The following is a 13,992-nucleotide window of genomic DNA, read 5'->3' on the forward strand; positions in this document are numbered from 1 at the left end:
ACCACAATATTTATCGGACATTACGCGCTATTTCGTTAACTTCATCACGAAATAGTAAGCCTCTTTTCCGTTTCTAGTGATCGTTTTCACACGCGCTTGGAAATGATTTGGAAACCGGTTTCCAAATCATTTCCAAAGGAGCATAGTAAAAAGGAACTCAAGACTTAGGAATAACAAAAATGAAAAAAATTATGCTTTGCTGCTCTGCTGGTATGTCTACATCAATGCTAGTAAAAAAAATGGAAGCCTCTGCACAAGAGCGCGGTATTGAAGCGGATATTAAGGCATTTGGTGCCAGTGAATTTAGTGCCAATGTAGGGCAATACCAAGTGGTACTACTGGGGCCACAAGTGAAATATATGCAAGGTGATTTACAAAAAGTGGCCGATGAGTTTGGTATCAAGGTTGAACCTATCAACATGATGGATTATGGCATGCAGAAAGGTGACAAAGTTCTTGATTTTGCTTTGGAATTAATCGATTAGCCGGTACCAATGCGCCCGATGACACATCGAAAGTACGGGCGCAACACATCCTCTTATCCCTTTAACGTTCAAACAGAAGAGACAAAATAATGAGCGCTTTATACGATAGAATGGTCAATATAATAGAGCAAAAGGTCACGCCTGTTGCGGGTAAAATTGGTCAGCAAAAATACGTAACCTCTATTCGCGACGGCTTTATCGCCGCCCTACCCTTCATGATTGTTGGTTCATTCATGCTGGTATTTATCTTTCCTCCTTTTTCGCCAGATACGACCTTTGGATTCGCACAGGCCTGGCTTAGCTTTTCAGATACCTATCGTGAACAACTGATTCTTCCGTTTAACCTGAGTATGGGAATCATGACCGTATTCATATCCGTCGGAATAGGCTCAAGTCTGGCAAGACACCATAACCTTGATCCTGTTACCACCGGACTATTAGCATTAATGGCGTTCTTGCTGGTGGCCGCCCCCGTCCAAGACGGCACGATTTCTATGCAGTACTTCTCTGGCCAAGGCATATTCACATCAATCATCACCGCCATCTATGCTACTGAAGTCTATGCCTTTTTGAAGCGAAACAATATTACAATCAAGCTTCCTCCTGAGGTACCAACAGGTGTGGCGCGCTCATTTGAAATATTGATCCCTGTGCTTGCTATCATCTTAACGCTGCATCCATTGAACCTCTTTATTGAAGCTCAAACAGGCATGATTATCCCAGAAGCGATCATGTCTCTTATTCAACCGCTTGTTGCGGCATCAGATTCATTACCCGCACTTTTATTAGCGGTGTTGGTTTGCCAAATTCTTTGGTTTGCAGGCATCCACGGCGCACTAATTGTCACTGGCATCATGAATCCATTTTGGATGGCCAATTTATCAGTAAACCAAGCTGCAATGGCCGCTGGCGAAGCGATTCCACATATTTTTGTGCAAGGTTTTTGGGATCACTACCTCCTAATTGGTGGCGTAGGTTCAACCTTACCACTTGCGTTCTTATTAATGCGTAGCAAAGCGGTCCACCTAAGAACAATAGGTAAACTGGGCAGTGTGCCTTCAATGTTTAACATCAATGAGCCTATCTTATTCGGTGCGCCAATCATCATGAACCCCGTGTTCTTTCTACCGTTCATTTTGGTGCCAATGATTAACGCTACACTTGCATGGTTTGCTTTAGACTTTGGCCTCGTAGAGCGTGTTGTATCCCTAACACCGTGGACAACACCGGGACCAATCGGTGCATCTTGGGCGGCAAACTGGGCCTTCAGTCCTGTCATCTTGTGCTTCATGTGTATGGCTATGTCCGCAATCATGTATCTACCTTTCTTAAAAGCGTATGAAAAAACATTGCTTGACCAAGAAGCAAGAGACCAAGAGAAACAGCCCGAATCAGACGCTCAACCTGTTGCAGCATAACCTGATTGACTTGAATTAATACGACTCAAATAAGGGCAAATCACTTGCCCTTCTCAAAGGACACGCATCATGAACTATTCATTTCCAAGAAACTTTCGCTGGGGCAGCGCAGCGTCTTCTACTCAAACCGAAGGCGCATCATTTGAAGGTGGCAAAGGGGAAAGCATTTGGGATCACTGGTACAAAGAGCAACCAAATCGATTCCACAACGACGTTTCATCGACGGATGCGTCAACGTTTTACAACAACTACAAAGCTGATATTCAGTTGATGAAGGATATTGGCCACAATAGCTTTAGAACCTCTATTTCTTGGTCACGCCTGATCCCTGATGGAGCAGGTGAGGTTAACCAAGAGGCCGTCGACTTTTATAACAATGTCATCAACGAACTAATTTCCAAAAACATCGAACCTTTCATCTGCCTTTATCACTTTGATATGCCACTTGCGATGCAAAACATCGGTGGATTTGAAAACCGCGAAGTGTTGGATGCCTATGCTCACTTTGCCGAAGTCTGCTTTAAGCTATTCGGTGACAGAGTGAAAAACTGGTTTACCTTTAATGAACCAATTGTTCCCGTTGAAGGCGGATACCTATACGACTTCCACTACCCTAATGTTGTTGATTTTAAACGCGCTGCAACCGTTGCTTATCACACCGTTCTTGCACACGCTAAAGCCGTTGATAAATACCGAACAATGAACTGTGATGGCCAAATCGGTATCATTTTAAACCTAACGCCTTCTTACCCACGCTCGCAAAACCCCGCCGATCTGAAAGCATCAAACGTTTGTGATCTGCTGTTCAATCGTAGTTTCTTAGACCCTTGTGTAAAAGGTGAATACCCTCAAGAGTTAATTGAGTTATTAGCGCAACACGAGCAAATGCCAATCGTTGAACCGGGTGATTGTGAGCTGATTGCAAAAGGTAAGATTGATGTACTTGGCGTGAACTATTACCAGCCACGACGTGTAAAAGCGCGCGAAAATGCTGTTCACCCTGACGCCCCATTTATGCCAGAGCACTTCTTTGATTACTACGAAATGCCAGGGCGCAAAATGAACCCTCATCGTGGCTGGGAAATTTACGAAAAAGGCGTCTATGACATCCTTACTAACTTACGTGAAAACTACGGTAACTTGCCTTGCTACATATCAGAAAACGGCATGGGCGTTGAGGGCGAAGAGAAATTCCTAGTCGATGGTCAAATCCAAGACGACTACCGCATTAACTTTATCCGAGGTCACTTAGAGTGGTTACATCAAGGTATTGAAGAAGGTTCGGCATGTTTCGGTTACCACCTTTGGACCTTCATCGACAACTGGTCTTGGGCAAACGCCTATAAAAACCGCTACGGTTTCTACCAACTTGATCTTAAAACTCAAAAGCGCTCAGTGAAAAAGAGCGGTGAATGGTACGCGCAAGTCTCACAGAATAATGGCTTTTAATCGGCGCTAAATTTCACTTCTTTACCGATAAAGTCTAGTGCGGTGGCACCGTTTTCCGCACTATCAAGAACAAAACAATTAAGGTTTGCAACATGGACAATATGGATCTAGAAGAACAAGTTATGGGCATCATCATCAACGCAGGGCAATCGCGTAGCTTGTGTTACGAAGCCCTACGACATGCCAAAAAAGGCGAGTTTACTGAAGCCGATGGCCTGTTAAAAGAAGCGCAAGAATTCGCCAACCAAGCGCACCTTGTGCAAACAAAATTAATTGAAGCGGATGAGGGGGCAGGCAAAACCAAAATGACATTAATTATGGTTCATGCCCAAGATCACTTAATGACCTCGATGCTAGCAAAAGAGCTTGTCACTGAAATGATTGATTTGCATAAAAAAATCGAAGCTAAATAGCAGGTAGCGCCTACCCCCTTATTGCTATAAACCTATTTATGCTCAACAACACCGCTCAGCACCATGACGGTGTCTTTCCACTTGTTATGGCACGTTGCAAGTTTTACCAAAAATCGATCAAGGTAACCTTGCTCAACCCATAACAAGTGGCCTTTTCGAATCAAACAATTACCGCTTTCAACACTTGAGATACTCCTCGGTAAAAGAGTACAATAACGAAACTGTTGGGAACCGATTGCCCAAACTCTGAAATTTGATAGAAAAAAGGGTAATTTAATGGCGACAATCACCGATGTTTCTCTACTAGCCAACGTTTCCAAAGCGACCGTATCGCGGGTAATGAGTGGTAGTCGTGGTGTAAAAGCCGAAAGTAGAGAAGCGGTATTGCGCGCCGCAGAAGAACTTAACTATCGTCCCAATGCTGCAGCACAGACACTCGCGAATCAGCGTTCTGACTATATCGGAGTAATACTTTCCTCTAATGATGCAGGACAAGTGTCAACTTACCTCCCTATTCTAGCCAAAGCACTAAAAGCAAAAGGTAAACACATGCTGGTTCAATTTTCAGAATCGGCAGAAGAACAGTTACGCTGTATTGATGAGCTAAACCAACGTCATTGCGATGCAATCATTACTCTCGGCGGTGATCTTTCTACTCTTCAAGACAAAAACATCATCGCGATCGATGGTGCTGTATCTAACGCCCAAGCCGCAATTGGCTATGATTACCGCTTCGCGGCAGAAAGCGCTTGTCGCTATTTGTCCAGTAAAGGTCACACGAGCATTGCAATCATTGTGGATGACGAAGGAAGTGCATCACAGCAAGTCCTCGACGGTTATAAAACCTCATTACAAAACTCATCAATGCCTATCAATCGCCAACTAATTGTCAGTGCAAATGGTAATAGTGAACAAGCCATAATGTCACTACTTAACAGCTACCACCCCTTTACCGCTATCGTTGTGATGCGTGACAGCCAAGCGGCCGTGGCTATGAATTTATTGCGTAACTTTAATCTTGCGACACCGAATGAAGTCTCCATCATTTCTTTAGAGGACTCTCAATTAGCAAGCCAACTTAATCCTCCGCTGACGTGTATTAGTTACCCTTCCCAACAAATTGTCGATGACGCGATGGATCAACTGGATGCATGCTTAAATGATCGTGTTATCGCCACAAAACCGCTGGCAACAGGAAGACTCATCACCCGTGATTCCGTTGCAAATCGTAGTTAATCCCCTATCTCGTTAGTCCTCGATATCGCGAATAACCTCTTCACCCTAGCTTGGATGACACGCAAGTCGCCCCGTTATATCAGCGACACCCTTACCCTTCCGGGGGTAATCCTAATGATGCTCAAGTCAACCAATCAAGCTAAACTCATGATTGCTCTCCTCTTTACCTAACCCCAACACAACTAAAAATATTAACTATCCAACCATCCGCATCATGCCTCCTTGTGATTTATTTCCATTGATTAAAACCCCAAACTCTATCTATAACTTCCTACGTTTACGGCACAAATTACCGCATAGCATCACGTTGCACTCCTTTATTACGTAACTTATTAACAAATATGGGTTATTACGCGCAAAATGAGCCTGCCTTTTTCTCATCGTGATATAGACTTAATTGATAACTATCTAACTAATTACAAACAAAGGATTGTTTATGTCTTACATTCCAAGCGCCAAGCGTTTCGTTACTCGAGTCTCTGCCCTTTTTATACCTATTGTTATTCTTGTTGGTTGTGACACAGCCCCTCCCGCTCCAGAGGCTGTTAAACCGAGCGTAAAAGTACTCGAAGTCATCGTTAAAGAAATTACGCCAACCGAAGAGTTTGTTGGGCGTACAGAAGCCACGCAAGATATCCAAATTAAGGCAAAAATTCGTGGTAATTTACTTAAAACCAACTTTGAAGAAGGCAGTAACGTAGAAAAAGACCAACTGTTATTTGAAATTGATCCTGAGCAATACCAAGCGGCATTGAAAGCGGCGAAAGCCTTGGTTGCACAATCTCGTGCCGCTTACGACACGGCGGTTAGGAATTTCAAACGGGGTGAAGGGTTAATACAAGATAAATACATTAGCCAATCCGATTACGACAACCTTTTATCTAAAAAACTACAAACTGCCGCGGCACTGCAAAGCGCTAACGCCGAATTAGACAACGCAAAATTAGAACTTGGCTACACTAAAATCTACGCGCCGTTTAGTGGACGAATTGGTCGTGCCGAAGTCTTTCTTGGTGACTTAATCATCCCCGATCAAACGGAGTTAGTGAATCTTGTACAGATGGAGCCAATTTGGGTCAACTTTCAGCTTCCTGAAAAAGTGCTAATTAACGCGCAACGCGCGCATAAGTCATCTACTTCAAATTATAAAATCGAAGACCTCCCCATTAAATTGCGCTTTCCCGATGGCAGCATGTTTGATGAAGTCGGCATGATTGACTTTATTGATAACCGTGTTGATGCAAGCACGGGCACGTTGGCTGTACGCGCTGAGCTTGCTAACAAAGAACATATCATAGTTCCCGGGCTTTATGTGACCGCGATTATCGAAGCACCTGCCGTTGAAGAAGTCATGCTGGTTCCTCAAAAAGCGGTGCAAGAAGATCAGCAAGGGCGATATATTCTTACCGTCGATAAAGACAGTATCGTTAAGCGTAAAAATGTTGAACTCGGAAAACGCTATGGTATTGATTGGGAAGTAGAAAAAGGTCTAGAAAAAGGTGAACTCATCATTACTGAAGGCTTGCAAAAAGCCAGAATAGGCGCCGAAGTCGAGCACGAAATGGACACCGTGCAACCGTTCTCTGAAGACAAGTAGGAAGGAACCACTATGATCAGTAAGTTCTTCATACATCGCCCCAAGTTTGCGTTTGTAATTTCAATCGTTTTGACTTTATCGGGTTTGCTCTCTATTCCGGTATTACCGGTCGCGGAGTTTCCTAACATTTCTCCTCCGATGGTATCAGTCACCACCTCCTATCCTGGAGCAAGCGCCGAAGTCGTCGCCGATACGGTCGCAAAAGTGATTGAAGCGGAAGTGAATGGCGTGGAAAACATGATTTACATGGAGTCCAAAGGCGCTAACGATGGCAGCTACAACTTGAGTGTAACCTTTGAAGTCGGCAGTAATGTCGATATGGCTCAGGTCAACGTGCAAAACCGAGTGCAGCAAGCCATGCCCCGACTGCCGTCCGAGGTTCAACGAAACGGTGTCAAAGTTGAGAAACAAGACCCGAACATCCTAATGATGCTAAACCTAGTGTCTCCCAACGAATCACTCGACAATCTATTTCTCAATAACTATATGGGCATCAATATTAAGGACAACCTTGCCCGTGTTAATGGCGTTTCAAAAGTCAGTATTATCGGTGGTATGGATTATTCGATGCGTATTTGGCTCAACCCTACTCGTATGGCAAGCCTAAATATTACGGTAGAAGAAGCCATTGCTGCCATTCAAGAGCAAAATATACAAGTTGCTGCGGGACGAATTGGGGCAGCTCCAGTACCAAGGGATCAGCAGTTCCAATACACCCTTTCAACCAAAGGACGCTTGAGTCATCCAGAAGAATTTGAAGAAATCATTATTCGCTCCAATCCAGATGGCAGCGCCGTCTACCTAAAAGACGTATCAAGAATTGAGCTCGGTGCAGCAAGTTACGATGCCGAAGCCATGCTCGATAACAAAGCCTCAGCGCTTTTGTTCATCTACCAAGCCAGTGGCGCTAACGCGTTAGAAGTTGCCAAAGGCGTTCATGAAGAATTGTCACGATTGCGAGAACAGTTTCCAGAAGATATGGATTACAAGGTTCTCTATGACACAACCCAGTTCGTCGAAACCTCTATTGATGAGATGATCGAGACTCTGCTCATCGCAGTATCGTTAGTTATCTTTGTTGTCTATATATTCTTGCAAGATATTCGGCAAACCTTGGTTCCTGCGATTGCGATTCCCGTATCGCTCATTGGTACCTTCGCCTTCCTACTTGCGACGGGTATGAGCATCAACACTGTGTCACTTTTCGCACTGATTCTCGCCATCGGTATTGTGGTAGATGATGCTATTGTTGTGGTCGAAAACACCACTCGCCTCATGCAAGATGAAGGGTTAAATGCTGTCGATGCAACGACAAAATCAATGCAAGAAGTGACTGGACCAGTTGTCGCCACAACACTAGTTTTGCTTGCGGTGTTTGCTCCGACAGCGGTCATGCCGGGCATTACCGGACAAATGTATGCACAATTTTCCATTACTATTTGTATTGCGGTATTAATTTCTTCGGTCAACGCACTGACGCTCAGCCCTGCGCTGTGTGCGTCTTTATTGCGCCCGCCAAAAAACCATGAGTCTGGGTTCCACGCCAAGTTTAACAAGGTGTTTGACAAGGCAACCGATAAGTATACCGGCTTCGTATCCGGCATGGTTCGTAAACTGATGTTAGTTGGGGTGGTATACGCTCTGCTAATTGGAGCGACCGGGCTACTTGCCACTTCTTTACCATCAGGTTTTGTACCCACCGAAGACAAAAAAGCGTTTTTCGTTGACGTACAACTACCAAACGGGGCGTCCATAAACCGAACCAAAGAAGTCATGACCAAAATGGTGGATGACCTTAACCAAATAGAAGGTGTAACGAACGTTATTTCTGCAAGTGGTTATTCCATCATTTCAGGTGCTGTCTCTTCGAATGCAGGTTTAATGGTGGTGATCCTCTCTCACTGGGATGAGCGACAAGACCCATCACTGGTTGAGTCACAGATCGTTCAGCGTGCTAATGGCGTCCTTGCTCGTTATAGTGAAGCTCAGGCAGTTGGGTTTTCGCTTCCTGCCCTACCGGGTGTTGGTACGGTGTCGGGTGTTGAGTTCTATATTCAAGATACATTAGGCCGTTCACCTGCAAGCTTAGCAAGCGTCATGCGAGCAACGTCTATTGAAGCGACAACAGAGCCAGAACTCACCGCTGCGTTTAGCACCTATCAAGCGGATGTACCTCAGCTATTTGTTGATGTGGATCGACAAAAAGCCAAAGTTCAAGGCGTCCAACTAAGCAGTATATTTACCACATTGCAAACCATGCTTGGCTCTATGTATGTCAATGACTTTAACCGTTTTGGGAAAGTATTTAGAGTCAACATGCAAGCTGAAACCGAATTTAGAAATTCTGAACTCGATATCGCTCAGTTCTATATTCGCAATAAGGATGGGGATATGGTGCCACTCAATACTCTGGTTACCGTTGAACCCAAACTTGGACCCGAATATATAAACCAATTTAACCTTTATGGCGCAGTAAAAGTGAATGCCTTCCCAGCCCCAGGGTATAGTTCTGGGCAAGCCATTGAAGCAGTAAAACGTATTGCCGATACGACCTTCCCTAACGGCTATACCTATGAATGGTCTGGGCAAACATATCAAGAACTCAAAGCAGGAAATCTCGCCCCGTTTATCTTTAGTTTGGCACTAATATTCACCTACCTATTCTTAGTGGCGCAATATGAGAGCTGGACAGTACCCGTTTCCGTTATGTTAGCTGTCCCGGTTGCCATATTAGGCGCCTTTGTTTACATCTGGATTATGGGCTCAGATATCAACCTTTACACTCAAATTGGTCTGGTACTGCTGATTGGACTTGCTTGTAAAAACGCAATTTTGATTGTGGAGTTCGCCAAGCAATTGAGAGAAGGAGGTATGAGTATCAAGGATGCTGCGGTGAAAGCCGCTCGATTGCGCTTTAGAGCAGTACTCATGACGGCGTTCTCGTTCATTCTTGGGGTGATCCCACTTGTTATTGCGACAGGTGCTGGCGCCGCAAGCCGCGTTTCCTTGGGCTACGCAGTAATGGGTGGCATGATTGCCGCCACTATCGTCGGTACGTGTTTGGTGCCAGTCTTTTACGTGATGCTTCAGTCTATGCGCGAAAAAGTAAAAGGAACCAAACCAGACGCGCAGGCGTAATAGATGGCTCCTCGCGAATTATAACCTGATTCATAGCGGAACAAGCTAACGAAATAAAGCCTGACTCATCAGGCTTTATTTTTGTCGCCCAGCCTATTCGCAGTCGTATTAACATTCGAACGTTTCACAATCGCAGGTGTACCAACACACACTGTATTGGAGGGCAAATCCTTTACAACCACACTTCCCGCCCCTACGACAACGTTGTCACCAATACTCACACCGGGGCATACCGTGACATTTGCGCCTAACCAAACGTTATTGCCAATAGTAATCGCTCGTGCATATTCATCCCCTCTCGCCCTTTCCTCAGGGTCTAAAGGATGACCAGGCGTTGCTATGACAACGTTGGGACCAAATAGACAATTATCTCCAATGGTGACCTTCGCACCATCTAAAATCATACAACCATGATTACAATAGAAACTTTTTCCCAGCGATATGTTATAGCCATAATCACAATAAAAAGGCGGCTCTATCCACGCGTCGGTTTGGTCTCCAATTATTTTTTCAAGAAGCTCACCGATACCCTCCCTGTCTGTCGGGCACGTTTTCGATAACTCAAAACACAGCTTCTTCGCTAAGGTTCTATCCTTGGTTAGCTCCTCATCAAAGGGAATATACGTTAAGCCCAACCGCATCTTTTGTTTCTCGGTTAATTGCGCGATGTCCAACTGTTCTTTTACCATATAACTTACCTACGAAAACCCATCACTTATCTAGCAAAGAGTGATTGATAACGACTGTCTCAAATAAAAACCTTCTGAGCCCTACCTCAGAAGGTTTCCCTATAACGTGAATGATTAGTGCACAACGAAGCACTAACGCCTAACTAACAACCTAACTAACAGCCTGTGACTGAGCCGGAACATTGCCCAATATCAAAGAGCTGCTCCTTAGCAACCGATAGATTTTCAACAGTCATACGACTGTTTTGCTCATTCGCTCTCATTTTTAATTGCAGCTCGAAACCGATTTCACCAGGACGCTTGCGCATAGCGAAGCTCAGGTTATCCGACGATTCATCACTCACTGACATCACTTCTTCCCACTTCACTTCAGCACCTGAGTCGGTGCTTATCACCGCGCTGATAACAAACTCGCCATCATGAATCTGTCTCTCGTTAGCATCGAACGAAAACACATAACGCGTTCCATCATCGTCTGCGCTAATGTCGTATTCTGTTGTTGCAGAAATCCAACCGTTATTCCCCTTAGAAGCAGAGAATAGTAAACGACCATCACTTTGCGTTACCCCAGACAAGCTCCATGGCATATCCTTAATACTAAAGCTATCATCTTGCGCACCAAAGGACTGTAACGCGGTGTTATCGAAGGCAAACTCTCCACTTTCAGTGACAAATTCAATATGTAAATACGCTAGCCCGGCAGGTTGATTGGTCATCACCGTGACAAGCCTTGGCTGATCACCTGGCAACACTTTTTCACTTCGCCCTACCACTACGTCACCCTTATCGTTTGGACTCGAAGACCACGTTAACTGAAGGTAACCCGCTCCTGATGAGCCCGAGAGCGGTGCGACATAAGCGGACACTTGATATTCACTCCCAGCTAAGCCAAGAGGCAGGTAAGCACTTTGTGACAAGCTCGCTGAACCAGAGAGTTTGGCGGACGCTCCGAGTTCTCCGTCAATAATCGTCACATCCCCTGAAGGCTGCCAGCCTTGAAGTGTCCCTGTATCAAAGTTAGGGTTTTCAAATCGGACAGGCTTATCAGTCAAAATACTCACGATATCATTCAGCTCTACCCAATCACCTATAGGATCAATCACATTGAAGCTTGAAAACGCGTCATTATTTGGAACAACAAACGGTGATGTTTGATAACCGAATGACCTTACTTCTCCACTGGTTTTTACCCCTTCGATTAGACGAGGCGTCAATTTAGAAAAATGTAAAATCCGACCATCAGAAGTCAGCTCTTCATGATATTCAGGGTAATAGAACTCATTACGAAATTGAGCCATCACGCCCGGTTGAATAGTTTCAACCAATCCTATCGACCCAAACCAAAAATCTGCGATTCCGATGCCACTCATCTCATAGCCAGTGTTGTCTTTTGACCATCGCGTCAACAATGAAATCTGTTCGTCCCCCGCACTTTTCATGGTTTGACGCCTGTCATCTCGATAAGCTTTATAGCCCCCAAGTACGGCCGCTGAATGCCCCATCTGCCCAAAACCAAGCACAGCCGGAAAATGAATATAGTTACCAGGGTGATCTGAAGGACCATCATTATAATACCCCCCCTTATCAGGATTGTTTCCTGCTGAAAACGCAGCAAAGTATTTAGCGCCTAAATCATCCGACTCTGCTTGCGTAACAGCGTAATAGTTATCATTTTGTTCTTTCCAATTTTTATCGCTATAGTGGTGTTCCAAGATCAATGGCGCACCCATGACAATAAAGGCAGCATGAGATGCGCTAATGACAGGCTCCCCATTGAGCCATTCATCGTATTTAAAGCTCTCTCGCCCATACACGTAATTGTTATATAGATCCGAGACTCTAGGGTCTTGGGCAGCTGCCAATTCACCAAATAGCCAGGTCTCATTACTCATTCGATGGTTCATACGCTTAGGGCCAAAATCATCAGACTCCCACGTGATTCGTTGATGAGATCGAATAACGTCACCTGAGCGAAGTAAGGTTTGGTCTAAAAAGGTTTTGTACAATGCGAGATTGGCATTATTAGGGTACATTTCTGCGGCCTTATGTACCGCAGGCAAAAACTTCATGCTGATATAAACTTGCATCTGAGGGTTGTTTGGCTCTGTCTCTCCGTTAGCAATATAATTGCGAACAAAATGGCCATCGACACTTTTAATTCCGCCTTGCTCATCTTGATGTAACCCAGCATGACGTTTAATCAGCAATTCAATTAATGGTTCAATTTCTGAGTCTGGCTGCACTTTGTCAGCCGCCATAAGTAGATATAACGCCCAACCTACATTGTCCGTAATAGGCAATGTATTGACACGCTGGCTCTCTAGCTTTCTATGTAAAAACCCTTCAGGAGAGGCATTGTTTCCGGTGAAGCTAGAAGCGGTCAGCCCTTTAATTGCTCGCACATATTGGCTTAGTTCATCTCGCAACCAATCATCAAACGTTAACCGTTGATCCCTGTCGTCCTTTAACTTTGAGGCTTGTCCATCAGCAAACAATAGCTGACCGTCTGCTGTTAATGAAAAGCTGTTCCACTGCGTCGGTGATGAGTAATAAGGGCGAAATGTCATCGCATCGAGTTGACTTTTAGGAACGTAAGATAGGTTGGTATAACCCTCATCTTTCGTCGCTAAATACAAGCCTTCACTGCCCTTTTCTCCAAACACACTGCTAAATGATAACCCTATAAAATCTGTTCCTTGATGCACGACTGTTGGCTTGGATGTGGTATGCCAAACCTTGGCAATTTGGTCTTGAGACATCAAATAAATTTGCTGGTTTTCCGCATCAACCGCAATGTCTTGCACAGCGCTCCCCAGTGCGATGTTTGTGATGACTGGCTGATAGTTATTGTGAGTCGTTCTGTATACAGTATTTCGCGCAGCCTCTATTCGATAAGCACCTTGATGGTTACCTACGTAGAGCTTAGATTTGAAATAGTTCATCCCATAAGGATGAGTTTTCTCAACATCGGAGGATTGCAGCGTCAAACGGGTAAATTCTGAAAGCTGTTTAGTGTTGGTGTTATAAGCGAGGATCGCGTCATCTTTCACACCTGCGTCAGCATCACATACCGCCATATACAAAAAGCGACCCGATGGCGTCAACGTTAAACCACACAGACTATTAGCATGCGAGAGATCCATATCAGGCACTGCGTTAATAATGTCTTGATATTGAATAGTATGTAGCAGATTTTCACGAACATCTCGGATCTCAATATGCAGTGAGTCCTGGCTAGCAATCGCATAATAACCCGCATTTTTAGCAGCAACCGCGATATCGGCGCTGCCCCCAGAAAAGTGCCAATCGCTGATCACAATATCGTTATCTGAAGGAGGTGGATTGCCACCCTGACCTCCTTCATCGGTGCCACTTCCGCCATTACAACCCACTATCAGTAGGCTCACTACGCCAATAGTAATTGTTTGGGTCAACATTTTCGCCAAATCACTTTTTCGCCAAATAGCTTTTTCGCTTAACGCTAAACTTGTATTGCCATTCATAACCATTCAACCTTTACCAATGCCGAATGAGCATTGCGCTCAATCATCCTATTTATTGATCACA

9 protein-coding genes are annotated in these 13,992 nt (G+C 44.6%); 7 read left to right on the forward strand and 2 right to left on the reverse strand.

Annotated elements, in window-relative coordinates:
• The first annotated feature begins 179 nt into the window (after positions 1 to 179).
• The 7 genes from L4D74_RS06845 to L4D74_RS06875 all read left to right on the forward strand — a co-directional run bounded on the left by L4D74_RS06845 (position 180) and on the right by L4D74_RS06875 (position 9,736).
• A complete protein-coding gene (locus L4D74_RS06845; protein ID WP_428751378.1) occupies positions 180 to 485 on the forward strand; it encodes a PTS sugar transporter subunit IIB in 306 nt (101 codons plus the stop codon).
• Positions 486 to 574: 89 nt separating this feature from the next.
• Positions 575 to 1,903 carry a PTS sugar transporter subunit IIC gene (locus tag L4D74_RS06850; protein ID WP_428751379.1) on the forward strand — a complete coding sequence of 443 codons (1,329 nt, stop codon included), beginning with the start codon at positions 575 to 577 and terminating at the stop codon, positions 1,901 to 1,903.
• A 69-nt stretch (positions 1,904 to 1,972) separates the two neighbouring features.
• A complete protein-coding gene (locus L4D74_RS06855) occupies positions 1,973 to 3,352 on the forward strand; it encodes a glycoside hydrolase family 1 protein (protein ID WP_428751380.1) in 1,380 nt (459 codons plus the stop codon).
• A gap of 92 nt (positions 3,353 to 3,444) precedes the next feature.
• On the forward strand, positions 3,445 to 3,765 hold the full coding sequence (gene chbA, locus L4D74_RS06860; RefSeq protein WP_428751381.1) for a PTS N,N'-diacetylchitobiose transporter subunit IIA: 321 nt from the start codon (positions 3,445 to 3,447) through the stop codon (positions 3,763 to 3,765).
• 276 nt (positions 3,766 to 4,041) lie between these two features.
• Positions 4,042 to 5,001 carry a LacI family DNA-binding transcriptional regulator gene (locus L4D74_RS06865; protein WP_428751382.1) on the forward strand — a complete coding sequence of 320 codons (960 nt, stop codon included), beginning with the start codon at positions 4,042 to 4,044 and terminating at the stop codon, positions 4,999 to 5,001.
• 436 nt (positions 5,002 to 5,437) lie between these two features.
• Positions 5,438 to 6,598 carry an efflux RND transporter periplasmic adaptor subunit gene (locus L4D74_RS06870; RefSeq protein ID WP_428751383.1) on the forward strand — a complete coding sequence of 387 codons (1,161 nt, stop codon included), beginning with the start codon at positions 5,438 to 5,440 and terminating at the stop codon, positions 6,596 to 6,598.
• Between the two features lie 12 nt (positions 6,599 to 6,610).
• A complete protein-coding gene (locus L4D74_RS06875; RefSeq protein ID WP_428751384.1) occupies positions 6,611 to 9,736 on the forward strand; it encodes an efflux RND transporter permease subunit in 3,126 nt (1,041 codons plus the stop codon).
• Between the two features lie 68 nt (positions 9,737 to 9,804).
• On the opposite strand, the gene L4D74_RS06880 is transcribed toward L4D74_RS06875, so the two are convergent.
• A complete protein-coding gene (locus L4D74_RS06880; RefSeq protein WP_428751386.1) occupies positions 9,805 to 10,425 on the reverse strand; it encodes a sugar O-acetyltransferase in 621 nt (206 codons plus the stop codon).
• Positions 10,426 to 10,580: 155 nt separating this feature from the next.
• Entirely contained in the window at positions 10,581 to 13,928 is a 3,348-nt protein-coding gene (locus tag L4D74_RS06885; RefSeq protein ID WP_428751387.1) for a hypothetical protein, read from the reverse strand.
• Positions 13,929 to 13,992: the final 64 nt, after the last annotated feature.

It is taken from the genome of Vibrio cionasavignyae, assembly GCF_050337155.1.
Lineage (GTDB): Bacteria > Pseudomonadota > Gammaproteobacteria > Enterobacterales > Vibrionaceae > Vibrio > Vibrio nomapromontoriensis.